23 protein-coding genes are annotated in these 26027 nt (G+C 65.3%); 9 read left to right on the top strand and 14 right to left on the bottom strand.

The window, feature by feature from the left end; all coding sequences use genetic code 11:
• Window positions 1-29 precede the first annotated feature (29 nt).
• Window positions 30-1397 (bottom strand): PQQ-dependent sugar dehydrogenase, encoded by a 1368-nt coding sequence (locus AC1DV8_RS19395; protein WP_477158578.1) that lies wholly within the window; start codon window positions 1395-1397, stop codon window positions 30-32.
• A gap of 162 nt (window positions 1398-1559) precedes the next feature.
• Here AC1DV8_RS19395 and AC1DV8_RS19390 point away from each other — a divergent pair, with 162 nt between their 5' ends.
• The 3 genes from AC1DV8_RS19390 to AC1DV8_RS19380 all read left to right on the top strand — a co-directional run bounded on the left by AC1DV8_RS19390 (window position 1560) and on the right by AC1DV8_RS19380 (window position 5298).
• Window positions 1560-2684 carry an NADH:flavin oxidoreductase/NADH oxidase gene (locus AC1DV8_RS19390; RefSeq protein WP_477158577.1) on the top strand — a complete coding sequence of 375 codons (1125 nt, stop codon included), beginning with the start codon at window positions 1560-1562 and terminating at the stop codon, window positions 2682-2684.
• A gap of 148 nt (window positions 2685-2832) precedes the next feature.
• Window positions 2833-3261 carry a hypothetical protein gene (locus tag AC1DV8_RS19385; protein WP_477158576.1) on the top strand — a complete coding sequence of 143 codons (429 nt, stop codon included), beginning with the start codon at window positions 2833-2835 and terminating at the stop codon, window positions 3259-3261.
• 198 nt (window positions 3262-3459) lie between these two features.
• Window positions 3460-5298, top strand: coding sequence for an ABC transporter ATP-binding protein (locus AC1DV8_RS19380; protein ID WP_477158575.1), 1839 nt, complete (start codon window positions 3460-3462; stop codon window positions 5296-5298).
• 70 nt (window positions 5299-5368) lie between these two features.
• Here the strand turns inward: AC1DV8_RS19380 and AC1DV8_RS19375 are convergent, their stop codons facing one another.
• Window positions 5369-6577 carry a multidrug effflux MFS transporter gene (locus AC1DV8_RS19375; RefSeq protein ID WP_477158574.1) on the bottom strand — a complete coding sequence of 403 codons (1209 nt, stop codon included), beginning with the start codon at window positions 6575-6577 and terminating at the stop codon, window positions 5369-5371.
• Window positions 6578-6858: 281 nt separating this feature from the next.
• Here AC1DV8_RS19375 and AC1DV8_RS19370 point away from each other — a divergent pair, with 281 nt between their 5' ends.
• Window positions 6859-7485, top strand: coding sequence for a TetR/AcrR family transcriptional regulator (locus AC1DV8_RS19370; RefSeq protein ID WP_477149722.1), 627 nt, complete (start codon window positions 6859-6861; stop codon window positions 7483-7485).
• 3 nt (window positions 7486-7488) lie between these two features.
• Here the strand turns inward: AC1DV8_RS19370 and AC1DV8_RS19365 are convergent, their stop codons facing one another.
• From AC1DV8_RS19365 to AC1DV8_RS19320, 10 genes are all read right to left on the bottom strand, one after another.
• A complete protein-coding gene (locus tag AC1DV8_RS19365) occupies window positions 7489-9141 on the bottom strand; it encodes an SDR family oxidoreductase (protein ID WP_477158573.1) in 1653 nt (550 codons plus the stop codon).
• On the bottom strand, window positions 9138-10349 hold the full coding sequence (locus AC1DV8_RS19360; protein ID WP_477158631.1) for an FAD-dependent oxidoreductase: 1212 nt from the start codon (window positions 10347-10349) through the stop codon (window positions 9138-9140). The genes AC1DV8_RS19365 and AC1DV8_RS19360 overlap by 4 nt, the downstream gene beginning before the upstream one ends.
• Before the next feature lie 52 nt (window positions 10350-10401).
• Window positions 10402-12321: a potassium transporter Kup gene (locus tag AC1DV8_RS19355; RefSeq protein WP_477149725.1), complete on the bottom strand. Its 1920-nt coding sequence runs from the start codon at window positions 12319-12321 to the stop codon at window positions 10402-10404.
• A 166-nt stretch (window positions 12322-12487) separates the two neighbouring features.
• A complete protein-coding gene (locus AC1DV8_RS19350; RefSeq protein WP_477149726.1) occupies window positions 12488-13096 on the bottom strand; it encodes an NADPH-dependent FMN reductase in 609 nt (202 codons plus the stop codon).
• Window positions 13097-13360: 264 nt separating this feature from the next.
• On the bottom strand, window positions 13361-13657 hold the full coding sequence (locus tag AC1DV8_RS19345; RefSeq protein ID WP_477158572.1) for a hypothetical protein: 297 nt from the start codon (window positions 13655-13657) through the stop codon (window positions 13361-13363).
• Window positions 13658-13882: 225 nt separating this feature from the next.
• Window positions 13883-14641, bottom strand: a complete 759-nt coding sequence (locus AC1DV8_RS19340) for a pyridoxine 5'-phosphate synthase (protein ID WP_477158571.1) — start codon at window positions 14639-14641, stop codon at window positions 13883-13885.
• A 97-nt stretch (window positions 14642-14738) separates the two neighbouring features.
• Window positions 14739-15626: a DMT family transporter gene (locus tag AC1DV8_RS19335; protein WP_477149729.1), complete on the bottom strand. Its 888-nt coding sequence runs from the start codon at window positions 15624-15626 to the stop codon at window positions 14739-14741.
• 51 nt (window positions 15627-15677) lie between these two features.
• Entirely contained in the window at window positions 15678-16232 is a 555-nt protein-coding gene (gene ilvN, locus AC1DV8_RS19330; RefSeq protein WP_055045130.1) for an acetolactate synthase small subunit, read from the bottom strand.
• Between the two features lie 12 nt (window positions 16233-16244).
• Window positions 16245-18014, bottom strand: coding sequence for an acetolactate synthase 3 large subunit (locus tag AC1DV8_RS19325; RefSeq protein ID WP_477158570.1), 1770 nt, complete (start codon window positions 18012-18014; stop codon window positions 16245-16247).
• A gap of 314 nt (window positions 18015-18328) precedes the next feature.
• Window positions 18329-19165: a MerR family transcriptional regulator gene (locus AC1DV8_RS19320; RefSeq protein ID WP_477158569.1), complete on the bottom strand. Its 837-nt coding sequence runs from the start codon at window positions 19163-19165 to the stop codon at window positions 18329-18331.
• A 125-nt stretch (window positions 19166-19290) separates the two neighbouring features.
• Here AC1DV8_RS19320 and AC1DV8_RS19315 point away from each other — a divergent pair, with 125 nt between their 5' ends.
• A complete protein-coding gene (locus AC1DV8_RS19315) occupies window positions 19291-20364 on the top strand; it encodes a sensor histidine kinase (protein ID WP_477158568.1) in 1074 nt (357 codons plus the stop codon).
• 149 nt (window positions 20365-20513) lie between these two features.
• Complete coding sequence (locus AC1DV8_RS19310; protein ID WP_477158567.1) at window positions 20514-21395, top strand: phytanoyl-CoA dioxygenase family protein; 882 nt, start codon at window positions 20514-20516, stop codon at window positions 21393-21395.
• A gap of 3 nt (window positions 21396-21398) precedes the next feature.
• Here AC1DV8_RS19310 and AC1DV8_RS19305 read toward each other — a convergent pair whose 3' ends face one another.
• Window positions 21399-21845: a DUF805 domain-containing protein gene (locus tag AC1DV8_RS19305; protein WP_477158630.1), complete on the bottom strand. Its 447-nt coding sequence runs from the start codon at window positions 21843-21845 to the stop codon at window positions 21399-21401.
• Between the two features lie 231 nt (window positions 21846-22076).
• On the opposite strand from AC1DV8_RS19305, the gene AC1DV8_RS19300 reads away from it, so the two are divergent.
• Window positions 22077-23066 (top strand): bestrophin family protein, encoded by a 990-nt coding sequence (locus tag AC1DV8_RS19300; RefSeq protein WP_477158566.1) that lies wholly within the window; start codon window positions 22077-22079, stop codon window positions 23064-23066.
• Window positions 23067-23134: 68 nt separating this feature from the next.
• Here AC1DV8_RS19300 and AC1DV8_RS19295 read toward each other — a convergent pair whose 3' ends face one another.
• Window positions 23135-24757, bottom strand: a complete 1623-nt coding sequence (locus AC1DV8_RS19295) for an ABC-F family ATP-binding cassette domain-containing protein (protein WP_477158565.1) — start codon at window positions 24755-24757, stop codon at window positions 23135-23137.
• A 157-nt stretch (window positions 24758-24914) separates the two neighbouring features.
• Here AC1DV8_RS19295 and AC1DV8_RS19290 point away from each other — a divergent pair, with 157 nt between their 5' ends.
• Window positions 24915-25280: an ArsR/SmtB family transcription factor gene (locus AC1DV8_RS19290; protein WP_477158564.1), complete on the top strand. Its 366-nt coding sequence runs from the start codon at window positions 24915-24917 to the stop codon at window positions 25278-25280.
• A gap of 1 nt (window position 25281) precedes the next feature.
• Complete coding sequence (locus tag AC1DV8_RS19285; protein ID WP_477158563.1) at window positions 25282-25785, top strand: SRPBCC family protein; 504 nt, start codon at window positions 25282-25284, stop codon at window positions 25783-25785.
• Window positions 25786-26027 lie beyond the last annotated feature (242 nt).

The following is a 26027-nucleotide window of genomic DNA, read 5'->3' as shown; positions in this document are numbered from 1 at the left end:
GGACGTCCCTGAGGCGGTCTGACCTCCGCCTATTCCGCTTTGCTGACGCGCCAGATGGTGCCGGCGCCGTCTTCGGAGACAAACAGCGCGCCGTCGGGCGCCACTGCCACGCCAACCGGCCGGCCCCAGACGTTGTCGGCGTCCATGACGAACCCGGTCATGAAGTCCTCGTACTCGCCGGTCGGCTTGCCGGCGTCGTCGAAGTCGAGCCGCACCACCTTGTAGCCGGTGCGCGTGCCGCGGTTCCACGAGCCGTGCATGGCGACGAAAGCGTCACCCTTGTACTCGGCGCCCCAGGCGTCCGACTCGTCGAAGACGATGTTCAGCGGAGCCGAGTGGGTCTGGAACAGCACGTCCGGAACGGTGACGTGGCCCTTCAGGTCCTCGCGCGGCGTCGCAGTCCAGCGCGGGTCGGGATTGTCGCCAATGTAGTACCAGGGCCAGCCGTAGAACGCCCCGTCCTTCACCGACGTCGCATAGTCGAACGGCACGTTGTCGCCGAGTTCGTCGCGCTCGTTGACCACGCACCAGACATCTCCGGTGGCCGGTTGTACCGTCATGCCGGCGCAATTGCGCAGGCCCGTGCCGAAATACTTCTCGTTCTTGCCCTCGGGATCGAAGGCCAGCACCGCCGCGCGGCGCTCCTCGCCACCCCAGGCAACGCCAAGTGGATGATCCTTGATCCACGCTTCGAGGCCACCCTCAGGCGTCGGATCCATGGTCATGTCGAGCCCGACATTGGAGCCCGAGCCAACCGAGTAGTACATGGTCTGTCCGTCCGTGGAGAACGCGACGTCGCGCGTCCAGTGATGCTCTGCCGGGATGCCGGTGAGGATCGCTTCACCCTGGTCCGGACCATCCTCGCCCTCCTCGACCTTCAGGTCGCCGGCCTTGTAGTGGAACCGCTTCAGCCCGTCGCTCTCGGCGATGTAGATCCATTCGGGATTGTCCTTGGGGTAGAAGCTGATCCCATAGGGCTGGTTGAGCTTGTCGGCGTAGACGGCCGGCTTCACCTCCTTCATCCCGCCCGCTTCGTCGAAATCGAACACCAGGACCTCGCCGTCCTCCGAGTTGGCGACAAACAGGTCGCCGTTCGGCGCGAAGCGTATGGCGCGCGGATTGGTGATCCCCGAGGCGACCAGTTCCACCTTGAAACCATCGGGCACCTTGGGCAGCGCGCCCTCGGGCATCGGCACCGTCCCCGGCGCATTCGACGCGGACTCGGTGACATTCGGCGGGTCGAGGTCCGTCGCCTTGATCAGGCGCCTCACACCCGGTGCATCCTGCGTGAAATCGCCGAAGGCGGCCTTGCCCGTCAGCACCTTGGTATCCTGCGCCAGGACACCGGAGGCAAACAGGGCGACCGCCGAGAGGGTCGCAGCAGCAAGAACTTTCATCACTTTTCTCCTCAACCCTCGCACGCGCAACTCGCCCCCACTGCGGCGGTTCCGGCGAACACGGCATGTTGAGTGCAAGTGAGACCTGCTCCATCGGTACTTGCCGATGGAGTGCTCGCGGTGCAAGGTCCCGCTCCCTCCACCTGCAGCAGCAGCCGATTTATGTCCCAGCTATTTTCCTCGTTCACCTTGCGCGGGCTCACCATGCGCAATCGCACGGTCATCGCGCCCATGTGCCAGTATTCGGCGCAGCACGGCTTCGCCAACGACTGGCACTTCGTGCACCTCGGCCGTTTCGCCCTCGGCGGCTTTGGCCTCGTCATCCTCGAAGCAACCGGTGTCACGCCCGAAGGGCGCATCTCCTACGGCGACCTCGGGCTCTGGAACGACGAACAGATCGCGCCGCTGGCCCATATCGTGAAGTTCCTGAAGTCCGAGGGCGCTGCGACGGGCATCCAGCTCGGCCATGCCGGGCGCAAGGCGGCGACGCCGATCTGGTGGCGCGGCGGCTTCAACGAGACCGAGGCAGACAAGGCCGAATACGCCTACGAGACCTGGGTGCCCGAAGCTCCCAGCGCCGAGCGCCACGCCGACAACCCTAACTTCCAGATGCCGGTCGCGCTGGATAAGCCGGGCATCCAGCGCATCGTGCAGAGCTTCGCCGACGCCGCGCGCCGCGCCGACCAGGCGGGCTTTGACACCGTCGAGATCCACGGCGCGCATGGCTACCTGATCAGCCAGTTCCTCTCCCCGCTCGCCAACCATCGCACCGACGAGTACGGCGGCAGCCGCGAGAACCGCATGCGCTTCGCGCTCGAGGTCACCGAAGCCGTCCGCGCCGCCTGGCCGGCCGACAAGCCGCTGATCATGCGCCTGTCGGTGACCGACGGCAGCCCGGGTGGCTGGGGCGTCGAGGATTCCATCGTCCTCTCGCGTGAACTCCAGTCACTCGGCGTCGATATGATCCACTGCTCATCGGGCGGCTTCGACGGCTATTCGCTGAAAGCGGCGCCCCTTTACCAGGTGGAGCTGTCGAAGGCGGTGCGGGCGGCCGGCATCCCGACCATCGCCGTCGGTCTCATCGACGATCCGCACGACGCAGAGCGTATCCTCGAGGAAGGCGAAGCCGACCTCGTGGCCTTTGCCCGCACGGCGCTCGAAGACCCGAACTGGGCCGTGCACGCGCGCCACGCCCTCGAAGGCGGCGGCGATGCCTACCAGCTCTGGCCCAAGCAGGCCCGCAACCGCATCCGCGACCGCGACCGCGCGCTGGGCATCCGGCAGTAGCCAGGCACTTGGGCGGCCGCTGAGCCCACGCTCATCGGCCGTTCATTTTCACTCCCCGATGATCCGATTTCCGTCGTAATCGCCATGCCACCTTGTATGGCGATTACGACGCACCCATGTTCGGATTGCCACTGGAGATTGACGCCGAATGACCAGCAAAGCCGCCCTCTTCGCCTTGCTCGCCATGTGGGGCGTCGGCTCCACTGCCTGCCTTCCCGCCTTCGCCGAGGATACGGCAACCGAATCCGCCACCGATGCCAAGACCAGCAAGGCCGGGCTCGTCGATCGGGTCTGGACCAAGGCCGATGGCGACCTGCCCGGCGTAATGAAGATCTTCCTCTCCGACGGCACCCTCGTGCAGGATTCCTGCTGGGAAACCCACCGCCTGTCGGCATGGGAGCTCACCTCGGACACCGCGCTGAAGTGGAACGAGGACGGCATGGACATCAACGCCGACATCGTCTCGCTCACCGACGCCGAACTGGTGCTGAGCCTCAAGCTCGGCAGCGACGCGGTCGAGGAGAAGTACGTGACGGCCACCGTGCCCTACGTCTGCCCGGACATGCCCAAGAGCTGAACCCCGGCACGTTGCCGCGAGCGTTCGCTGCACCTGTTGCCCGTCAACCACACCGCCACCCGACAACCGGCACTCCCGGTTGTCGGGGCATCCCACCTCGCCTATGGTCCGCCCTCAATTCATGCCCTCGGGAGATCACGATGAAAGCGACGCTGTCCACTCGGAAAGGAGCCCATCTCAGCAAGGACATCACGCTTCATGCCTTCCACCTTCCCGCGCGCGAGGAAGAACCCGCCGCGCCATAAGCCGCTCCACCATCGCATCGCCGACTCGTCCGACCCCGCTGCCCGTCAGCGGCGCTCGGCGCGGGTACGGAAGTTCTTCTCCTACTATCGCCCACATCTGCCGCTGCTCGCGGCCGACCTGATCTGTGCCGTGCTGGTTGCGGGCACCGCGATCGCCCTGCCGCTCGGCGCCAACTTCATCACCACGCGGCTGTTGGCCCTGCCCCATGCGCCCGGAGTCATCTGGCAGATCCTCGCCATGGGCGGCGGCATGCTGGCTGTCCTCGCCATCCAGATGGCGGCGGTTTTCTTCGTCGACTATCAGGGCCACGTGATGGGCGCCCGCATTGAAGCGGCCATGCGCCAGGAGCTCTTCGAGCACTGCCAGAAGCTGTCCTTCAGCTTCTATGACCGGCAGCGCACCGGCCAGCTGATGAGCCGCATCACCAGCGACTCCCTCTGGGTGGGCGAGCTGTTCCACCACGGTCCCGAAGATCTCGCCATCGCCGTGCTCAAGTTCGGCGGGGCCATGCTGGTGCTGTTCTTCATCGATCCGCTGCTGGCCGGCCTCATCCTGGCGCTGACCCCGCTGGCCCTCGCCTATGCCCTCTATTTCAACCGGCGCATGAACCGGGCGCTCGAGCGCAGCAAGCAGCAGATCGCCGCCGTCAACGAGCGGGTCGAGGATGCCCTGGGCGGCATTCGCGTGGTCCAGTCCTTCACCAACGAGACGCTGGAAACGCAGCGATTTGCCGAGCAGAACCAGCGGTTCGTCATGAGCCGCGCCGATGGCTACAAGTCCGAGGCCTGGTTCTCCATCGGCGTTGAGAGCTTCGCCCAGCTGGTGATGATCCTGGTCGTGGTGGTGGGCGCGCTTCGCATCCTGTCGGCCGAACTCACCGTCGCCGAGATGCTGACCTTCCTCCTCTGCGTGGCCGTGCTGGTCGATCCGATCCAGCGCCTCGCCAACTTCGCCCGGCTGCTGCAGGAGGGGTATACCGGGTTCACCCGTGCCATGGAGATCCTGGAGGTCGCCCCCGACATCGCCGATCGGCCGGCGACCGTTCCGATGCCCACGCCCACCGGCGCCGTCAGCTTCGACGATGTCACCTTCCGCTACGAGGCGGGCGGGCCGCATGTGCTGCGCAACCTGTCGCTCGATATCGCTCCCGGCGAGTTCGTCGCCCTGGTCGGCCCCTCCGGCGTCGGCAAGAGCACGCTCTGCGCGCTTATCCCGCGCTTCTATGATGTGGATGCTGGGGCAATCCGGATCGATGGGCGAGACGTGCGCGACGTGACGCTGGAGACGCTCCGCCGCCATATCGCTGTCGTTCAGCAGGACGTCTACCTGTTCGCCGGCTCGGTGGCCGACAACCTTCGCTACGGTCGCCCCGGCGCAACCGACGTGGAGGTCGAGGCCGCGGCGCGAGCCGCCAACGCGCACGAGTTCATCATGGCCCTGCCCCACGGATATGACACGGACGTCGGGCAGCGCGGGGTGAAGCTCTCCGGCGGGCAGAAACAACGTCTGACCATTGCTCGCGCCTTCCTCAAGGATCCCGCCATCCTCATTTTCGACGAGGCGACCAGCGCCCTCGACAACGAAAGTGAGCGGGCGGTCCAGCAGGCCCTGCTAACTTTGGCGCGGGGCAGGACGACCATCGTCATCGCCCACCGCCTCTCGACCGTTCGGCACGCCGACCGCATCCTCGTACTCGGCCGCGACGGCATCGCCGAACAGGGCACGCACGACGAGCTGATGGCAATGAGCGGGGTCTATGCCGCGCTGCAAAGTGTGCAGGCCAGCATCTAGGGCCGCCCGCCCTTAAGAAAAGGGCGCGAGGTTTCCCTCGCGCCCGACCGGCCCGCATGGGTTAGGCCAGTTATTCGGCGGGCGCACCGACCACCGGCGTCGTCGTCGTGCGGATCGTCACCTGCGTCAGCAGGAAAGCCAGCACCGCACAGACCGCAAAGCCGAGCACCATCGGAATGGCCGTGCCGTCGTGGAACGCACCCACGATGCCCATTACCACCGCGCCGAGCACCATCTGCAGCGTCCCCATCAGCGCCGATGCGGTGCCGGCGAACTCGCCGTGCTCTTCCATCGCCAGCACGCCCGTCGTCGGCAGCACGAGGCCGAGGAAGCCAAACGCCACGAACATCAGGCCGCTGAGGATCCACATGCTGTCGATGCCGGCGACGAAGATACCCGCCAGCAGCGCCATCGACACTGCGAACCCGGTCACCGCCCAGCGAACCACCCGCTGCAACCCGAAGCGCTTCACCATGAAGCCGGTCGACTGCGACACCGCGAAGAACGAGATCGCGTTGACCGAGAACGCAAGGCTGTACTCGGTTGGCGTCAGCCCATAGTGCTCGATGAACACGAAGCTCGAGTTGCCGATGAAGGCCATGAAGGCCGACATGCCGAAGGCGCCGATGAAGGTCAGGCCCATGAAGTTCCAGTCGACGAGCAACGAGCCGTAACCACGGATCGCGCCACCGAGGCTCGACTCGGTCCGCAGATGCTTCGGCCGCGTCTCCTTGAGCGCGACGACCGACAGGATCAGCCCGAGCACCCCCACCGCGCCCATCACCCAGAACAACAGCCGCCAGTCGCCAAAAGCGATGACGATGCTGCCCGAGAGCGGGGCAAGGATCGGCGAGATCGAGAACACCAGCATGATGAGGCTGAACAGCTGCGCCGCCTCGGCGCCGGTATATTCGTCACGCACGATGGCCCGCGGCAGCGACATCGCCGCACACCCGCCGATACCCTGGATGAATCGGCTGACGATCAGCCACTCCACCGAAGGGGAAACCGCACAGCCGATCGAGCCAATGATGAACAGCGCGATGCCGAAATACAGCGGCGGCTTGCGCCCGACCATGTCGCTGATCGGACCGTAGATCAGCTGACCGACCGCGAATGCGGCCATGAACGACATCAGGCTGAGCTGCACCGATGCAGTGCTCGCCCCCAGCTGTCCGCCAATTTCCGGCAGCGCCGGCAGATACATGTCGATGGCGACGGGGCCGATCACCGACAGCAGCCCAAGCACGAGGGCCGACTTCAAGATGTTCATGTTCATAGCAGTGATTCCCAACCTGCTCGTATTTAACCAATCAGTATATAACTTACCAGTTGAATATCCCTTCGACCGGGCGGCGATCAAGCGCGCGCGTTTCACCCCCGCGCGTCGTCTCATATCCACCGGGTTCTACCCGGCTCTGCTGCCGCTAATGTGACGATGCCGTCCATAAAAATGGACACATGTGTCAAAATGACTTTTGGACACTCTTGTCCAATTCGTCAAGTCCCATTATCCTCCTCTGCATGGAGATCAGCCACGACCTTGTTCGCAGCCCAGCCATGCAGCGGGGTAACTACAACAAGCGATGCGCCATCATCGCTGCCGCCACCGCGGTCTTCGTGCGCGATGGCTTCACCGGCGCCAGCATCGACGCCATCGCCGAGGAGGCGAGCGTCTCGCGGCAGACGATCTACAATCAGATCGGCGACAAGGAGAAACTGTTCGCCGAGGTGGTGCGCGACATTACCGAGCAGGGCAGCACCCGCATGGTCGCGACGCTCGCCACCTTCCCTGATCAGCCGCAGGACATCGGCCGCGAACTCGTCGCCTTCGCTATACGGCTCACCCGAAACTGCCTCTGCGACGCCAATTCCCGCGCGCTCCGCAAGCTGATCGAGAACGAGGGGCGGCGCTACCCGGAGCTCTTTGAGACCTGGAAGGACTACGGCCCCGGCAAGAACTGGCCGGCCATCTCCGCTCGCTTTGCCCGCCTGGCGCGCGCCGGCGACATCGAACTCGACGATCCTGATCTCGCGGCCCGCCAGTTCATGGCGCTGATCGGCGCCGATCTTCCCAACGAACCGGGCGAAACCGTCAGCGACGCGCAGCTGGAGAAGGCCGCCCGCAACGGCGTGAAGACGTTCCTGCGCGCCTACGGCAAGCGCGACGCGGCCCTCGCGATCTAGGCGTCAGACCACCAGATAGCCGCGATAGGCGATCAGCCGGCCAAGCAGCGGCAGCGCGATCTCGACCTCGAAGCGATGGCGGCCACCCTCGTCTACCCGCTCCTCGGCCTTGATCACCGGCAGCAGGAAGCCGGGAATCGGCACGCCCCAGAGCCGGCCCGAGACCCGCTGCATATCCAGCCCGTCGCCACGCGGCACCAGCCGCATCCGGATGGCCACCGGCCCGAACCGCTCCTCGATCAGGCCCTCCGACGCCAGACTCATCACCGACCGCATCGGCCTGTCGGCAAAGAACCGGGTCCAATGCTCGCGCCCGTCGCGGCTTTCGATCACCACCCGCACGGGTATCCGCCCCTCGTCGAGCGGCAGCCCGAAGCGCCGCGCCAGGAACCGGGTGACGAAATTCTCCGGCGGCGCCACCACGGCCTCGCCCTCGGCAATCACAGCCGGCCGGCCGCGATGCACCCGCCGGGTCACCTCCGGCAGCCGGTCGAACCCATCGCCCATCACCCGCCGGTACAGGGGCTTCTCGCCGCGAAACGCCATCTGCTTGGTCTCGATGGCGAGCCCATCGAACCACGGCCTGATCTGCTCGAGCGTGACGATCCCCGCGGCCGAGCGGGCCCCGCCGCGCAACCGGCCGCCAAGCGTCAGCATTTCGACCACCGCTGCGGCCGGCGCCACCGGCACATAGGGACCATCACCGTTCGCCGCCCTCAGCCACCACCGGACCACCCGGGTATCGCCCCGCGCATCCTGCCCGGCCGCCTCGACCAGCATGCCGCCATCGGTGGTCCCGAACCGGTCGAGCCACATGGCAATCTGCGTGCCGAGCCCCGCGAAGACGCGCGCCGACTTCACCAGTCCCCAGCGCACCGGCACCGCCACTACCCCGATCAGCCAGTTCAGCACCGGCAGTTCCATCCCGGCGTCAAACCCGGCCCGCACCCGCGGCGCAAATCGCGCCGGCACCAGATCGAGATCCGGGACGTCCGCCAGCATCGCACGCCTTCGCGGCAGCCCCTCGATGGTCACCCATCGGCCGCCGCTCCACCCGCGCCCCTGCTCCCACCCGGCCTCGCGGAACACCCGCACCCGCTGCCCGACCCAGCTGAGGATCCCCTCGATCACCGAGCGGCCCTTCGGCGTCCGGTTCCCGGGCACGATGGCGATATCGATGCTGTCGACGGTAAGCCAGGCGCTCGTCACGCTGTCGAGCACGGCATGCGTCAGGCCCGGCGTCGAGCTCGCCCCCGAGATCACCGAAATCGCCACCGCCCGCGCCGCGCTGTCGAACTTGCTGACGCCGGTAACGAACGCACGCGAGTCGGCGATATCGACATAGTGGCATCGCGCCCCGATGGCGGCCTCGATCAGTTGCGTGCCGCTGAGCTGGAACGGCCCCGAGCAATCCACCACCACGTCGCAGTCGATTTCCTTGAGGCGCTCGGCCCCGATCCGGTCGCGGTCGATCATCACGAAGCCGAACTCGCCCTGCTCGTCGATCAGCCGCAGCTCCCGCTGCAACGCCAGCGCCCGGCTCTCCGTGCGCCCGCCGAGGCTCACCCGGAATCCCTTTCGCCGCGCCAGCAGCCGGGCCAGCCGCGAGCCGAACACGCCGGCGCCGCCGACGATCAGGACGTGCGGCCGGCTCACGCCGGCACCTCGCGTAACGCTTTCGCTGTGAGGCCGATCGCCTTCAGCGGACTCAGCAATTGCCCCGACACCATGCCCGCCAGAACCCACTGAACCGGCGGCAGCTTGGCCATCGCCGATACCAGCACGTCACGCGCCAAGGGCAGGACAACGCCGTCGGACTGGTAGAACGGCGTCAGTGTCAGCGACAGCATCTGGTAGAGCCGCACATGCCAGCGCCGCAGCCGCGCATAGCTGTCGAGTGCATCCCCGATCGATCCGGAACTCGCCAACGCACTGCTCAGCGCCGCCGCATCCAGCAGCGCCATGTTGGCACCCTGCCCGAGCTGTGGGCTGGTCGCGTGCGCGCTGTCGCCGATAAAGGCGATCCCGTCACCGGCCGGCACCCGCAGGGTATGGTGCGCATAGCGCGCCAAGGTCATCTGGTCGAAATCGGCGATCGCCTCGAGATGCGGCGCGGTCTCGGGCCAATGGCCCATCACCTGTTCGCGCCACCCATCAATCCCGGCTGAGCGCACCGCCGCGTAAGCCTCCGGCTTCAGGCTCCAGAACAGCGCCGCCTGCTCGGGCGCATCGCGCCTCTGGCGACCGACCGGCAACACCCCGATCATCACGCTGGCCTGGCGATAGCGCTGCATCAGCGCGTCGCGCCGAAAGCCCGCGTCCACCCAGGGGACCGTGCCCCAGATCGCGCCAAAGCTCAGCGGTCGCGTCCGGCTCGGCACCTGCGCCTCGACCTTCAGCGGCGAAGCCGAGCCGAGCGCGTCGACCACCAGGTCGAACGGGCCCTCGCGCCCATTAGGCCCCAGCAGCCATTGGCCGCCGCCCGACCGCTCCAGCCGCTCCACCACGAACCCGGTGCGGATCGACAACCCGTCGACCACCACCGCATCGTGCAGTACGTTGAACAGCGTCGCCCGATGGACGCCGATCGCATGCACCTCCGACCCCAGCGGCCGATAGCCCACGTCGAGCACCACGCGGCCGCTGCGAGCATCCGTGCCGACCAGCCGTCCGATCCGCGCTCCCAGCACTGCGATCTCGTCATAAAGGCCGAGCGCCTCCAGCACGGCCAGCCCGGTCGGCTGCAGCATCAACCCCGAGCCCACCGGCCTCGGCGTCTCGAACCGCTCGAACAGCCGTACGCGATGGCCGGCACGGCTGAGCATCAGCGCCGTCGCCAACCCGCCGGGTCCCGCCCCAGCGATCGCAATGTCCAGTGATTTCAGCAGGCTCGCGTCCCTCGGTTCCCCGAGCGGACTAGATCACCACCTGCGTGCCAATTTCAACCACGCGGCCGGTAGGAATGTGGAAGTATTCCGTTGCGTCTGTCGCGTTGCGGGCCAGCGCGATGAAGATACGGTCGAGGAACAGCGGCATCCCACCTTTCGGCGATGGCTTCAGCGACCGCCGAGACAGGAAGAACGAGGTCGACATGATGTCGAACTTCCAGCCGAGCTTGCGGGCAAGCGCCAGTGCTTTCGGGATATTCGGCGTTTCCATGTAACCGAAGGTCACCACCACCCGGTAGAACAGGTCGTTGTAGGCATCGATCCTGATCTTGTCCTCGTCCGCCACGCGCGGACGGTCGGACGTGATCACCGTGAGGATCACATTGTGCTCGTGCAGCACCTTGTAGTGCTTGAGGCTGTGCAACAGCGCCGTCGGCGCGCCCTCGATATCGGAGGTGAGGAATACCGCCGTGCCAGGCACGATGGTCGGCTTCTTCTTGGCGAGGTTCTCCACCAGGAACTCGAGCGGCACCTCGTCGCGCCGCGTCTTCTCGGTCAGCCGCCGGCGGCCCCAGATCCAGATCACAATGGTCGCCGCAATCGACAGCGCCACCATTACCGGCACCCAGCCGCCCTGGAAGAACTTGGCGGCGTTGGAGGAGAAGAAGATCACCTCGATGATCCCGATGGGCAGGACGACCGCAGCGATCATCCAGGGTTGCCAATGCCAGATGCGGCTCATGACAACCACCAGCAATCCCAGCGTCACGATCATCTCGCCGGTGACAGCGATGCCGTATGCGGCGCCCAGGTGGCTCGAACTGCCGAAGCCGAGCACCAGTAGGACCACGGCCACCATCAGCAGGCCGTTGACCAGCGGCATGTAGATCTGCCCGTGCTGGGTCGCGGACGTGTGGAGCACTGTCATGCGCGGCAGGATGTTCAGCGACACGGCCTGCCGGGTGAGCGAGAAGGCGCCGGTGATCACCGCCTGGCTGGCAATGACCGTGGCCATTGTCGCGAGGATGACCATCGGCACCTGCGACCAGTCCGGCAGCATCTGGTAGAACGGGTTCGCGACCGCCTCGCCGTGGCCCAGCACATAGGCGCCCTGCCCGAAATAGTTGAGCAGGAGGCAGGGAAACACCAGCGCGATCCAGGCGATGATGATCGGCTTCCGGCCGAAATGACCGAGATCGGCGTAGAGCGCCTCGGCCCCGGTGACGGCGAGAAACACAGCGCCGAACGTGGCCGCCGCGATCGCCGTGTGCGTCGCGATGAAGTTGACCCCGTAGAGTGGGTTCAGCGCGGAGAGGACGGCAGGATCCTCGATGATGCGCGTCAGCCCGAAATAGCCCAGCGCCAGGAACCAGACCACCGTGATCGGGCCGAACACCGCGGCGACGCCGCTGGTGCCGAAGCGTTGCACCGCGAACAGGCCGATGATCACGACGATGGTCATCGGGATGATCCACCGGTCGAAGGCGGGCGCCACGACCTGGATGCCCTCGATGGCCGATAGCACGGAGATCGCCGGGGTGATCATGGCGTCGCCGTAGAACAGCGCGGCGCCGAGCACGCCGAGCGCCAGCACCCAGGCCGGTCGATTGGTGAAGCTCGCCTGTGCAAGCGCCATGAGGGACAGGGTGCCGCCCTCGCCCTTGTTGTCGGCGCGGAGCACGATGGTGATGTACTTGCCCGTGACGAGAATGATCAGCGTCCAGACGATCAGCGACAGCAGACCCAGCACGATCGTCGGGTCGATCCGCGCGCCATGCCCCGTCGAGACATGCAGCGCCTCTCGGAACGCGTAGAGCGGGCTCGTTCCGATGTCGCCGTAGACGACACCGATAGCCCCCATGATCAGCACGGGGAGGCCCTGGTTCAGTTCTTCATTTAGGGGAGTGGTCGAGCTGTCCGGCTGGGCAGCGGTATTCTCGGGTGCCATGAAGGGCTCCGCCTGTCGAGGGCGGTTGTCTACACCCAACGGCTTACACACTCAACCCGCCGCCCAATCGGCCACGTGACAATACAAAAGGGGACGGTGCCATGGGAAGCACCGTCCCCGACCGGGGTGCGAAAGGAGGAGAACCCCGGAAACGGAAAGCCGGGGTTTAGGCGGCCTTGGTCGCCGCGGCGGCCGCGTCGGCCTGGCGTGCGTTGCGGGTGGCATTGGTCCACCACACCAGGTTGTCGAGCATCTCGGGCACGAAGAAGTCGAAGTTGCCCTTGGTGTCGTCCCAGCTCTTCTGGCCCATCATGATCGGGATGAAGTCCGAACCACCGATGTGGACGGCGTGACGAACCGGCACGGCCTGCAGTTCGACCATGATGTTGCGCAGGTGCTCGATGGCGCGGGCGCCGCCCACCGAACCGTAGCCGACAAAGGCCACGGCCTTCTTGATGAACGGCTTGTAGGCCCAGTCGATGGCGTTCTTCAGCGCACCGGTGATCGAGCGGTTATACTCGGCGGTGACGATGATGTAGCCGTCGAACTCGTTGAGCTTGGCCTGCCACTTGGCGGCAACCTCGTTCGGGGTCGGCATCCAGAAGTCGGACGCGGCCGCGTCGAACAGCGGAAGCGGGTAATCCTTCAGGTCGACGATTTCGACATCGACGTCGCCGCGAGCGGCGGTGTGATCGGCGATCCACTGCGCCGGCTTGTCGCCGAAGCGGGTCGGACGGATCGAGCTGATGATGACGGCGATCTTGGGTTTGGTCATTTGCTGCTGCACTCCTAGTAACAAAATGTGACTAGCGGCAAATAAGTGACCCACATGGCCCGGTGCAAGCAGGCACCAATTTGAAGCGGGGGCACAGAATCCAAACCCGGGCACAGCCATGTGCGTGCGGTTACAGGACTGTGAGTGAAGCTATTCCGGGCCTCACCGAGCGCGCCATCGCGCTGCGGCCCAGCTGATGCGTCATTCTCGCCGAATGCGAAATGCACCGTTCGCGATTACCGAACGACTGGTAACGGAGGCGTGTCAGCGCAGCCCGAAGGAATAGGTCCAGGCCAGCGCCTTCAACCCGGAATCATCGAGCTCAGGGTGCCTGGGCTGCAATTGCTCGATCGCCCGCTCGGTCAGGCTCTTCTTCGAGCGCTTCTCCAGCCCATCGACCGGCTGCTGCAGCTCCTCGAGCAGCCCAAGGATGCGCTGCTTCAGCTCAGTGCCCTCGGCCTCGCCGAAGCGCTGCACCAGATGCGGCGTCTTGGCCCGCGGGAATGGCGAGCTGCCGAACCCGGTATAGAGCACCAGTGCTTCGTTGATCGGGTCGCTCATCGCCTGCTCGTACGCAACTGCTCTCAAAGCCATATGGCAACCCGCCCGATCCGTGGAAGACCCCAACTTGGTCCATCCACGGTTGAAGCGAAATGAGCGGCGTCGGCGGTAGTTAAGTCGGATTTGACCGCCAACCGCGTGTTGCCCGTTAACGTATGTGCGAAAGCGCACCGATGGCGGTCATGCACGCCAGCATAAGCACTTAGCTCAGGCGCTCCTGAACGGTCAGGCGCAGGCCGCCTTGTAGCGCCGAACCGTCTCAGCCATGCCGTAGATCAGCGCGTCAGCCGTGATGGCATGGCCGATCGACACTTCCGCCAGATCGGCGATCGCCTGCTTCAGTGGCGGCAGGTTCACGAGGTTGAGGTCGTGCCCGGCGTTGACCATCAGTCCACCCTGCCCCGGCCGCGTGTTGTGGCCGGCGGCCCGTGCAGCGTCGGCTGTCTCCTTCAGCGCCGCCAGATGCACCGCCTGCACCTCAGGCTTCAGCGATCCGCCATAAGGTCCGGTATAGAGCTCCACCCGGTCTGCGCCGACATTGGCCGCCGCCGCCGGCGCCGCCGGATCGGCATTGATGAACAGCGATACCCGAATACCGGCCTTCCTCATCCGCTCGATCGCCGGCACCAGCACGGCCCGGTTGGCCTCGATGTGCCAGCCATGGTCCGACGTCGCCTGCAGCGGATCGTCCGGCACGAACGTCACCTGCTCCGGCGCCGCCCGCTCCACCAGCGTCAGGAAATCCTCGGTCGGATAGCCCTCGATGTTGAACTCGCGGCCCGCATAGTCCTGCCGCAGCAGCGTCACCAGCTCGAACACGTCGGTCCGCCGGATATGCCGCTCATCGGGCCGCGGATGCACCGTGATCCCGTCCGCGCCGGCATCGAGCGCGATCCGCGCTATGCCGGTGACACTCGGCCACGGCACCGATCGCCGGTTGCGCAGCATGGCGACAGCATTGAGATTGACGCTGAGATGGGTCATCGCGGGCCTCGGCAGGTTCAGGCGCGAGGCTTACCGCATCGGACGCCGGCCAGCCAATCGAACGTTTTGATGAGCCCGATCGGCGCCGAACATGGCCCTACGCCACCGGCGCCAACCGGCGCTTCCGCTCATCGAGAAGCACGATAGCAAGCCCGCTCGCCACCACCAGCACGATGCCGCTGATGGCGAGAAGGTTCGGGAACTGCCCGAACACCACCAGCCCCGAGAGCACCGCCCAGAACGTGAAGAAGTAATAGAACGGCGCCACCACGCCGGTCGGCCCGACGCGGTAGGCCATGAAGATGAAGAAGTGCCCGAAGATCAGGAACAGTCCGGCGCCGGCGAGCAGCAGCAGGTGATGCGTCTGCGGCGTCACCCATTGCTCCGTGACGAGATGCATCGCCCCTGCCCCGATCAGCACCACGATGATCGCCGACATCGCAACGATCATCCCCGGCACCTCGGCGGCCACCCGCCGCCCCGCAATATCACGCACCGCACAGAGCACGGCATTGGCCAGCGCCAGCACGGCGTAGATCGAGATCCCCTGCATCGTCGGCTGCGCCACCATGATCGCACCGATGAAGCCGACCCCGATCAGCGCCATCCGCACGCCGCCGATCCGCTCCCGGAACAGGATCGAGGCGCCCAGCAGCACCAGCAGCGGCGTGATCTGCCCCAGCGCCGAGGCATCGGCGATCGGCATGTTGGCCAGCGCCACCACGTAGCAGAGGATCGCCGCCATCTCGGCGAGGTTACGCGCCAGCACCCGCCGCTCGAACACCAGTGGCAACTGCTTGCCATAGCCGAGCAGCAGCATCAGCGGCAGCCCCCACAAGAGCCCCGCGCAACCGCGCAGCATCAGCACCTCGTAAGGCGGCAGCCCCTCGGTCGCGAGCTTCATCATCGTGTCGTTGATCACATACGAGCAGGTCGCGATGACCATGAACAACGGCCCGCGGAACGGGTGCGACGCAAAAGACACGAGTAGATCCCCTCGAACGAAAAGGCCGGGATCGCTCCCGGCCTCCGTGTCTTACATGCCTTCCGGCCCGCGCGAAATCGCCGCGAGTCCGGTGCGCACCACTTCGATCAGCCCCAGCGGCATCATCAGGGCGATGAAGCTGTCGATCTTCGATGGCTTGCCGGTCACCTCGAACACGAAGCTCTCGGTGGTCGCATCGACGATCTGCGCGCGGAACGCATCGGCCAGCCGCAGCGCCTCGGCCCGCGGTTCGCCCGAGCCGCCGACCTTGATCAGCGCCAGCTCGCGTTCCAGCGACTTGCCCTCGCTGGTCAGGTCATGCACCCGGTGCACCGGGATCAGCCGCTCGAGCTGCAGCTTGATCTGCGTCAGCACCTTGGGCGTAGCAACCGTAACCACGGTGATACGGCTCAACCCCTTCTCGTGCTCGGTCTCTGAGACAGTGAGACTGTCGATATTGTAGCCGCGAGCCGAGAACAGCCCGACCACCCGGGCGAGAATGCCCGGCTCGTTGTCGACCAGCACCGAGAGCGTATGCCGCTCCGGCTTCTGCGTTTCCGCGGCGAGGAAGTAAGCCGAACCGCTCGGCTGCAAATGTGCGTTCATGGTTCTAGCTCCTCAAACCAGCTGCCGGCCTTTTTCGTCGATCACCGCGCCGATATCGTCCTCGAAGTCGGGCAGGATCATCTCGTTATGCGGCTTGCCCGACGGGATCATCGGCAGGCAGTTCTCGTGCTTTTCGACCATGCAGTCGAACAGCACCGGGCCATCGTAATCGAGCATCTCCTGGATCGCCGCATCGAGCAGCGCCGGGTCCGAACACCGGATGCCCTTGCCGCCGTAAGCTTCCGCCAGCTTGACGAAATCCGGCAGGCTCTCCGAATAGCTGTGCGCATAGCGTCCGCCATGCAGCAGGTCCTGCCACTGCCTGACCATGCCCATCCGCTCATTGTTGAGGATGAACACCTTGATCGGCAGGCCGTACTGCACCGCCGTCGACATCTCCTGCATGGTCATCTGCACGCTCGCCTCGCCGGCGATGTCGATGACCAGTGCATCCGGATGCGCCACCTGCACGCCGACTGCCGCCGGCAGGCCATAGCCCATCGTGCCTAGCCCGCCCGAGGTCATCCAGCGGTTCGGCATCTCGAACGGGAAATGCTGCGCCGCCCACATCTGGTGCTGGCCGACCTCGGTGGTGATGTAGACATCCCGCCCCTTGGTCGCCTCATACAGCCGCTTGATCGCGTGCTGCGGCTTGATCGTCGTGGTCGAGTTCTTAAAGCCCAGCGAGTGCTTACTGCGCCAGCCCTCGATCTGCTCCCACCACGGCGCGATCGCCTCGGTGCGCGGCTGGTTGGTCTTGGTGCGCCAGATGCGGACCATCTCTTCCATCACCAGCCCGCTGTCGCCGACAATGGCGAGATCGGTGCGGACGTTCTTGCCGATTGAGCTCGGATCGATATCGACATGGATGCGGGTCGAGCCCGGCGAGAACGCGTCGATCCGCCCGGTGATGCGGTCGTCGAACCGCGCCCCAATGTTGATCATCAGGTCGCAGTCATGCATCGCCATATTGGCTTCGTAGGTGCCGTGCATGCCGAGCATGCCCATCCACTGCGGGTTGGAGCCCGGGAAGGCGCCCAGCCCCATCAGCGTCGAAGTCACCGGGAAGCCGGTCAGTTCCGCCAGCTCGCGCAGCTTCTCGGAGGCTTCCGGCCCCGAGTTGATGACGCCGCCGCCGGTGTAGAAGATCGGCCGCTCGGCCTTCAGCATCATGTCGACGGCCTGCTCGATCGCCTTGCTGTCGCCGGCGCCGGCCGGGTGATAGCTCTTGTGGCGGCTGGGCCCGACCTCGTCGATCCCCAGATAGGTGCCGAGCGCGAACTGCACGTCCTTGGGGATATCGACCAGCACCGGACCCGGACGGCCCGAATTGGCGATGTGGAACGCCTCATGCATGACCCGCGGCAGGTCGGCGACACTCTTCACCAGATAGTTGTGCTTGGTGCACGAGCGGGTGATGCCGACCGTGTCGCATTCCTGGAACGCGTCCGAGCCGATCAGCGTCGTCGGCACCTGCGCCGTGATGCAGACGAGCGGGATCGAGTCCATCAGCGCGTCGGTCAGCCCGGTGACCGCATTGGTCGCCCCCGGCCCCGAGGTCACCAGCACCACGCCGACCTTGCCGGTCGAGCGCGCATAGCCCTCGGCCATGTGCGTCGCGCCCTGCTCGTGGCGGACCAGGATGTGCTGCACCTTGTCCTGCTGGAACATCGCATCATAGATCGGCAACGCCGCCCCGCCGGGGTAGCCGAAGATATGCTCCACCCCGTTATCGACCAGGGCCTGGATCACCATCTCGGCGCCTGTCATCTGCTCGGCCATTTTCTCTCACTCCACCCGGGCTCAGCCGGTCTTCTATTCGCAACGCGCCGTCACCGGCGGAAATTCGGCAACAAAAAAGGCCCCGTTAGGGACCTTCGAACGAGCGCACCGACCCTCGCAGGGATTTACCCCACGTGCTCGATGCGCCCCACTACTACGATAAGCTTCTGCACGGATCGTGCTCCAGATTTAGGTGGGGATTGATAGGCGTGTGTCGGGTGAGGTGTCAAGGGGCCGCTTTGCGCACTCTACCCGCAAGAGCGGTCCGGAATGGCTTGGGCCCTATCGGGATAATGGCTTGGGCCCTATCGGGGCTAGCGAAACACCCGCGCTACCTCCGACACGAGACCCAGCTCGGGTGAGAAACCGAGCTGATGGAGACGCTCCAGCTTAAGTTGGAAGTCACGGTAGGTGACGCGGTTCGACACCGCGAGCGCAGCAAGTTCCTCAAGCTCACCTGCGACCATCAGAATAAGCAACTCATGAGCACTCCGCTGACCCTGACTGTGTTTGCGCGCGCCCGTGCGAACGTAGAGTTGCGCGTGCTTGCGCACGTAGCGAGCGACGGCTTCCAGTGCCTCGGCACGCGCTGTGGATCCCCTGAAAGCCCGATAGATGCAGTAGGCGGCATCCTCGATCAGATGCTGATCACGATGAGTGTCAGGCGGCACGTCGCGCCGCGAGTACTGGCTGGGCGAAAACGCACCGTTGGCCAAGTGGTAGAAGGTGACGGTGGCGCCGCCGAGTGTGGCAGTGCCTTTGTCCAGATCGACCTGCCACGGTGCGGCGGGGCCACCCCGCGCCTCGACACGCGCGATCATCTCGGCGACCTCGACGGCATGGTCGCGCATCCTCGAGATCTGATCTTGATCATCGTCGAAGACCGACAGAGTGTCCGGCTTCCAAGGGATGCGACGCTCATGAAGCTTGCGCCATGCGCGGATGGCCGCCTCTGCGACCCCGGGAATCTGATCTTCCTCGCCCCACCGCCGCAAAGTGCGGTCGGAATAGCCTAGAAGTTGGGCTGCCTCTTCGCTGGAGATGCCGAGGTGGGTGAGCTGTTGCTGGAAGTCTGAATACGTCATCATGTCCAATACTACGCCACTTAATGTCCACACGCCAACGGACATTTCGTCCGACGTGTTCAGCATACGTTCCGGCTGGTAGCACCCCCGACATAAATCGCGACATCCACCCCCACACCCCCTACACTGCCCCCCGTATCAGCCGGCAGCTTCGCCGCCGGAGTGCTGATCCAGATCGGACCGTCGACCCAATGATGTCCCCGATCATCAAGATCGCCGACGCCCAGACGCTCGCCCAGGCCATCGTCAACACCATCATCGAGCCCTTCATCGTGCTCGACGACGCGTTTTGCGTGCTGGCGGCCAGTCGCTCATTCTACGACGTGTTCAAGGTCAGCCCCGAGCAGACGCAAGGGCGGCTGCTCTATGACCTCGGCGACGGCCAGTGGGACATTCCGGCGCTCCGCGTCCTGCTCGAGACCATCATCCCCGAAAAGGTTGCCATGGATGGCTTCGAGGTCGAGCACGATTTCCCGCTCGTCGGCCAGCGCACCATGCTGCTCAATGCCCGCAAGGTCGTCTACGACAACAGCGACACCTCGACGATCCTGCTCGCCTTCCTCGATGTTACCGAGCGCCGCATCATCGAGCGCGAGAAGGCGGACCTGCTCAGCCAGACCGAGGAACTGCTGCGCCAGAAGCAGATGCTGCTGCAGGAGATGCAGCACCGCGTCGCCAACAGTCTGCAGATCATCGCCAGCATCCTGTTGCTCAAGGCCCGGGCAGTCACCTCGGAGGAGACCCGCCTCCATCTGCAGGACGCCCATCAACGCGTGATGTCGGTGGCGGCAGTTCAGCAGCACCTGCATGCTTCCGAGGGCATCGACGAGATCGAAGTCCGCGGCTACCTGACGACGCTGTGCGAGAGCCTCGGCACCTCGATGATCGGCGAGGGCCGTCCCATCGCCATCGTCACCACTGCCGACCGCGGCATGATCGACTCCGCCCGCGCCGTCAGCATCGGTCTCATCGTCACCGAGTTGCTGATCAACGCGGTAAAGTACGCGTTCCCCGAGCCGAGGGACGATGCAGCGATCCAGGTGAGCTACGAAATCAGCGGCACCGACTGGAAGCTCACCGTCTCCGACAATGGCGTCGGCAAGTCGGCCGACGACGCCAAGCCCGCCAGCGGTCTGGGCACTGCCATCGTGCGCGCGCTGGTGAAACAACTCGACGCCCAGATGGAAACCGAGAACAGCTCCTCGGGCCTCAGCATCTCGATCGCCCGCGCCACGTTCCAGCCGCGCACGGCCAAGGCCGCCTAGCCCGTCCTGACAGCCGTCTGCCCGCCGTGCTCGGCCGCGCGCGGGCATCCCTTTGTCGAGTTCCACCCCCACAGAATCCGTGCTTGTATACTAGCACTCCGCCGCCGCGAGCCGATCTGTCAGAGCCATCCCACCTGTAGGAACATCCGATGACTTCCCAGCAATTCCAGGTGCTCACTCCCGAGCAGGCGCAGCACTTTGTCGAAAAGGGCTACGTCCTCGTCAAAGGCTGCCTCGACCATGATCTGGCGCGGAAGTGGACCGCCGAGGCCTACACCAGGCTCGGTTACGACCCCGTCGACCGCTCGACCTGGACCAAGGACATCGTCTGGATGGACCGCAACAACATCGCGGCCATCAAGGATATCTCGCCCAAGGCCTGGGGCGCGCTCTGCGACGTGACCGGCGGCGAGGATCGCATCGATCACAAGGTCATGGAGATCGAGTCGCAGCACTTCACCACCATCGATTCAACCGAGTGGTCGGACGCCTTCATCGTCAATTTCCGCCGCGGCGCCGACAAGCCGTGGATGAAGCCGTCGCCCGAGGCCGGCGGCTGGCACAAGGACGGCAGCTTCTTCCGCCACTTCCTCGATAGCCGCGAGCAGGGTCTGCTCACCGTGGTCTACTGGTCCAATGTCGGCCACAAGGGCGGCGGCACCTTCATCGCGCCGGACTCGATCAAGCACGTGGCGCGCTACCTCGCCGACCATCCGGAGGGCGTCGATCCCTCCTTCGATTTCGGTCACCTGATCGACAAGTGCGAGGAGTTCGTCGAGGTCACCGGCGAGGTCGGCGACTTCATCATCCTCCACCCCTACATGCTGCACGCCTCGTCGAACAATCACTCGCCCAACGTGCGCTTCATGACCAACCCGCCGGTGGTGCTGAAGGAGCCGATGAATTTCAACCGCCCCGACCCGGCCGATTTCTCGCTGATCGAGCTGGCAACGCTGCACGGCCTTGGCGTCGACCGCTACGATTTCCGCCCCACCGGCCCGCGCGACGAGCAGTGGAAGGTGATCGGCTGACCGTCAGCCCCGCGCCCGCCGGCGCGCCTCCATCTCTGCAACGAACAGCTGCGACCGGCTGAGCTTTGGCGCCCTGCCTCGGGGCGCCACGGCCGGCCCGTCCTCGCGCGGATCGTCGCCATAGTCGTTCGCGCCGTAAGTATCCGGCCCGAGGAACAACAGCACCAGCAGCCAAAAGCCGCCCACGAACGGCACCAACGAGATCCAGTACCACCAGCCCGATCTTCCGCTGTCGTGCAACCGCCGCACCGTTGCCGTGATGTTTGGGATGATGTGGACGAAGATGCAGAACAGCGTCAGCGGCCCGAAACCGCGCCCGCTCGGCCCAAAATACCCTAGCACCGACACATCCACGTACAGCGCGACGCCGAACAGGACCCACGACGTCAAAGTGAACACCCAATATTGGGTACGCGACGAACGACCCGCGAACTCGAAATATCGAAGCATCGTGTCGAAATAGCCAAACATCTGAAAATCGCCCCGCGGCAGGCCCCCTGCCATCGGAAAGCAACGCTAGATCAAGACGATCAACATCTCATTCTGGCGAAAGATCGCAATTTAGCGACCTTGGCCGGCTACCCAGCCTCGATCCTCTGCCCGACACCGCCGTCGCCGCGAATGGCGGTGACTCTCCCCCGCGCGTGCCATACTGCCCAGATCGAATCTCGGAGTTGCTCAATGCACGTCGGACGCTCATATCGGTTGCTGGATTTTGCCGTCTGGTCGCGGCGCGGGGCGCTCTACATGCTGGTCGTCAGCCTCGTGGCGGTGGCGGCGTACAGCCTGCCGCCACTGGCCGGGTTTTCCATCCCCTGGCCGATCGTGGCGGTGCTCGGAACCAGCGTCGCGCTCGTCGCCGGCTTCAAGAACGGCCAGGTGCTGCAGCGGAGCTCAGAGGCGCTGCAGGCCTTCGCCCAGATCGCCGCGATCAGCCGGCTGCTGGCAAGCCTCAGCTGCGATTTCCTCGACAAGGACACCGCCCGCCGCGTGATCCGCCGCCATCTCGCCTGGCTCACCGCGCTGCGCTTCTCGCTGCGCCGACCGATGCCCTGGGAGACCGCGGGCAAGGGAGTGAACCGCGCCTTCCGCCGCCGCTACTATCAGCTCCAGGAAGACCTCACCTCGCTGCCGCAGGAGCTTCAGGCCCTGCTCGGAGCCGACGCGGGCGGCATAGCCGCCCAGCCGCACCCCGCGCTGACCTTGCTCCATCTCCAGGGGGAGGAGATCAACGCCCTGCTCAAACAGAATGCGATCCCCACCCAGGTCTATTCCGAGCTCATGAAGCTGCTGCGCGATTGCCACGACCAGCAGGCGCGCTGCGACCGCATCAAGAACACGCCCTACCCACGCCAATACGCCGTGGTCAGCACCATCTTCGTCGTCATCTTCGGCACCCTCCTCCCGTTCGGCGTGGTGCCGGCCTTCGCCGCGGTGGCCGGTGCCGGCGGCGCGATGATCTGGCTGAGCGTGCCGTTCAGCGCCCTCATCGGCTGGATGTACTTCGCGCTCGACCTGGTCGGCGAAAGCACCTCCAACCCGTTCGAAGGCAACGCCAACGACGTGCCGATCTCACAGATCTGCCGCGAGCTGGAGATCGAACTGCGGGGACGGCTGGGCGAAACCGACCTGCCCCACCCGCTGCCACCGGTGCACGGCATCGCGACCTGAGCCGTATGCCGGGTCGACGGCTCCTTGGCCTTCTCCCTCAAGGGGAGAAGGCAGGCCGGAGGTTGGCCCTACCCCCTGAGTCCCGGAGCCTCCTGCCCGGTGCGCGCCACGTATTCGGTGTAGCCGCCGCCATAGGAGTGCACGCCCTCCGGCGTCAGTTCCAGCACCCGGTTGCTGAGCGCCGCGAGGAAGTGGCGGTCGTGTGAGACGAACAGCATCGTCCCCTCGTACTGCGACAGCGCCTCGATCAGCATTTCCTTGGTTGCGATGTCCAGGTGGTTGGTCGGCTCGTCGAGCACCAGGAAGTTCGGCGAGTCGAACAGGAGCTTCGCCATCACCAGCCGTGCCTTCTCGCCGCCCGACAGCACCCGGCACTTCTTCTCGATCTCGTCACCCGAGAAACCGAAGCACCCGGCCAGCGCCCGCAACGCCGCCTGCCCCGCCTGCGGAAAGCTGTCTTCCAGCGACTGGAACACCGTCCGGTCGCCATCGAGCAGGTCCATGGCGTGCTGCGCAAAGTAGCCGAGCTTGACGCTGGGGCCGACATTGATCGAGCCGTTGTCCGGCTCGGTGCTGCCTGCCACCAGCTTCAGCAGCGTCGATTTGCCGGCGCCGTTGATGCCCATGATGCACCAGCGCTCCTTGCGCCGGACATGGAAATCCAGCCCCTCGTAGATCGTCCGGCTGCCATAGGCTTTGTCGACGCACTTCAGCATCACCACGTCCTCGCCCGAACGGGCCGGCGGACGGAACTCGAAGTTCACGGTCTGGCGACGCTTGGGGGGCTCAACCTTGTCGATCTTGTCCAGCTTTTTGACCCGGCTCTGCACCTGTGCCGCATGGCTGGCGCGAGCCTTGAACCGCTCGATGAAGGCGATCTCCTTGGCCAGCATCGCCTGCTGGCGCTCGAACTGCGCCTGCATCTGTTTGTCGCTAAGTGCCCGCTGCTGCTGGTAAAACTCGTAGTCGCCCGAGTACGCGGTGAGCGAGCCGCCATCGATCTCGACGATCTTGTTGACCACGCGGTTCATGAACGCGCGATCGTGCGAGGTCATCAGCACGCCGCCGTCATAGCGCTTCAGAAAATCCTCGAGCCAGATCAGGCTCTCGATGTCCAGGTGGTTGGAGGGCTCGTCGAGCAGCAGCGCATCGGGCCGCATCAACAGGATCTTGCCGAGCGCCACGCGCATCTTCCAGCCGCCGGAGAGCGCTCCGACGTCGCCGTCCATCATTTCCTGGCTGAAGCCGAGCCCGTTGAGCACTTCGCGCGCCCGTGCATCGAGGCTGTAGCCGTCGAGCTCCTGGAACTGCCCTTGAACCTCGCCATAGCGGGTGATGATCTCGTCCATCTCGTCGGCGCGATCGGGATCGCCCATCGCTGCCTCGAGTTCGCTCATCTCGGCGATCAGCGCGCCGGCCGGGCCCGCGCCTTCCATCACCTCGGCCACGGCGGTGCGGCCGGCCATGTCGCCGACATCCTGGCTGAAATAGCCGATGGTGATGCCGCGATCGACCGCCACCTGCCCCTCGTCCGGCTGCTCCTCGCCGGTGATCATCCGGAACAAGGTGGTCTTCCCCGCGCCGTTAGGGCCCACCAGCCCAACCTTCTCGCCCTTCTGCAGCGCCGCCGACGCCTCGATGAAGACGATCTGCTTGCCGTTCTGCTTGCTGATATTTTCGAGGCGGATCATGCGCGTGGGAGGCCCTGGAAATGTCGGGCCATCCGTGGCCGCGTGCGAGTGGGCGTCCCTAAAGCATCTGTGTGACGGCGAGACAAGCGCCGCAGGGTCACAGGTGCCCTGCGTCCAGCCGTTGACATTATTTGCGTCTTCACGTAATTACCTACATATGCAAACACAAGATCCACTCACCGCCACCTTCGCCGCTCTCGCCGACCCCACCCGTCGCGCCATGCTGGCGCGGCTGACCCAGGGCCCGGCGACCGTCAACGAGTTGGCCGAACCCTTCGCGCTCACCCTCCCTACCGTCTCGCGGCATCTGAAGGTGCTCGAGCAGGCCGGGCTGATCAGCAAGCAGCGCTCAGCGCAGTCCCGCCCCTGTACGCTGGAGATCGCCCCTCTCGTCGCTGCCGACGAGTGGATGGCCCAGTACCGCGAGTTCTTTACCACCCGCTTCGACCGGCTCGACACACAGCTCAAGGCCATGATGAGCGCCCGCGCCGATGCCGCAAACAACCCCAAGGGAGATCAGTGACATGCCCGCCACCTACACCCTCGACCGCGGCCTCACCCTGCAACGCACCTTCGCGGCCCCGGCCAGCGTCGTGTTTGAAGCCTGGACCGACCCGGCCTATCTCGACTGGTATTTCAACCCCGGCAACCCCACCGAGCACCCGGTGACGGTCGACCTCCGTGTCGGCGGCCAGTGGCGCCAGGAAATGGTGGAGAGCCCCGAGAAGCGCTACTTCACCGGCGGCGTCTATCGCGAGATCGTGCCGGGCCGGAAGCTGGTGTTCTACTGGGGCGCCGTCGGCGGCTGGCCGGAGCTTGATCTGAGCAATCTCGACGAGAGCCCGCTGGTCACCATCCGGCTAACCCCATACGGCGCACAGACCGTGATGGATTTCCACGTGCAGTTCCCCGACCACTTCACCGAGGAACGGATGGACTGGTGGATGAACTGCGGCATGGTGGCCGGTTGGAACATGACCATCGACCGCCTGGTCGCGGTCTACGAGGGCAACCGCCGGGCGGTGTGACGAACCGGTGGCTGCTCGGCAACTCCCTTCACGCACCGACCACCATCCCCACCGGCCGGTGGGGTTGGGCTCGATCATGCCCCAAACTCGATGCGGCACCTCCCCCTCTGACGGGGGAGGATGGGTGGGGTGAGCGGAGCCACAATCACGAGGCCGGGCAAGGCGTTGCGAGAATCTTGCACGATTCTATCCCCCCGCTCCCCACCCATGCGATTCTCCCCCCATCCGATTCTCCCCCCATC

Source organism: Devosia sp. P3_B2 (genome assembly GCF_056402875.1).
This window is presented reverse-complemented; position numbering and strand designations above follow the sequence as displayed.

Coding starts and splice junctions, on each gene's coding strand:
- AC1DV8_RS19285 (WP_477158563.1), top strand. CDS start 25,282: ATGCCCGCCACCTACACCCTCGACCGCGGCCTCACCCTGCAACGCACC.
- AC1DV8_RS19310 (WP_477158567.1), top strand. CDS start 20,514: ATGACTTCCCAGCAATTCCAGGTGCTCACTCCCGAGCAGGCGCAGCAC.
- AC1DV8_RS19380 (WP_477158575.1), top strand. CDS start 3,460: ATGCCTTCCACCTTCCCGCGCGCGAGGAAGAACCCGCCGCGCCATAAG.
- AC1DV8_RS19315 (WP_477158568.1), top strand. CDS start 19,291: ATGATGTCCCCGATCATCAAGATCGCCGACGCCCAGACGCTCGCCCAG.
- ilvN (WP_055045130.1), bottom strand. CDS start 16,232: ATGAACGCACATTTGCAGCCGAGCGGTTCGGCTTACTTCCTCGCCGCG.
- AC1DV8_RS19395 (WP_477158578.1), bottom strand. CDS start 1,397: ATGAAAGTTCTTGCTGCTGCGACCCTCTCGGCGGTCGCCCTGTTTGCC.
- AC1DV8_RS19295 (WP_477158565.1), bottom strand. CDS start 24,757: ATGATCCGCCTCGAAAATATCAGCAAGCAGAACGGCAAGCAGATCGTC.
- AC1DV8_RS19325 (WP_477158570.1), bottom strand. CDS start 18,014: ATGGCCGAGCAGATGACAGGCGCCGAGATGGTGATCCAGGCCCTGGTC.
- AC1DV8_RS19340 (WP_477158571.1), bottom strand. CDS start 14,641: ATGACCCATCTCAGCGTCAATCTCAATGCTGTCGCCATGCTGCGCAAC.
- AC1DV8_RS19390 (WP_477158577.1), top strand. CDS start 1,560: ATGTCCCAGCTATTTTCCTCGTTCACCTTGCGCGGGCTCACCATGCGC.
- AC1DV8_RS19290 (WP_477158564.1), top strand. CDS start 24,915: ATGCAAACACAAGATCCACTCACCGCCACCTTCGCCGCTCTCGCCGAC.
- AC1DV8_RS19385 (WP_477158576.1), top strand. CDS start 2,833: ATGACCAGCAAAGCCGCCCTCTTCGCCTTGCTCGCCATGTGGGGCGTC.
- AC1DV8_RS19355 (WP_477149725.1), bottom strand. CDS start 12,321: ATGGCACCCGAGAATACCGCTGCCCAGCCGGACAGCTCGACCACTCCC.
- AC1DV8_RS19305 (WP_477158630.1), bottom strand. CDS start 21,845: ATGCTTCGATATTTCGAGTTCGCGGGTCGTTCGTCGCGTACCCAATAT.
- AC1DV8_RS19345 (WP_477158572.1), bottom strand. CDS start 13,657: ATGAGCGACCCGATCAACGAAGCACTGGTGCTCTATACCGGGTTCGGC.
- AC1DV8_RS19350 (WP_477149726.1), bottom strand. CDS start 13,096: ATGACCAAACCCAAGATCGCCGTCATCATCAGCTCGATCCGTCCGACC.
- AC1DV8_RS19370 (WP_477149722.1), top strand. CDS start 6,859: ATGCAGCGGGGTAACTACAACAAGCGATGCGCCATCATCGCTGCCGCC.
- AC1DV8_RS19300 (WP_477158566.1), top strand. CDS start 22,077: ATGCACGTCGGACGCTCATATCGGTTGCTGGATTTTGCCGTCTGGTCG.
- AC1DV8_RS19375 (WP_477158574.1), bottom strand. CDS start 6,577: ATGAACATGAACATCTTGAAGTCGGCCCTCGTGCTTGGGCTGCTGTCG.
- AC1DV8_RS19320 (WP_477158569.1), bottom strand. CDS start 19,165: ATGCTGAACACGTCGGACGAAATGTCCGTTGGCGTGTGGACATTAAGT.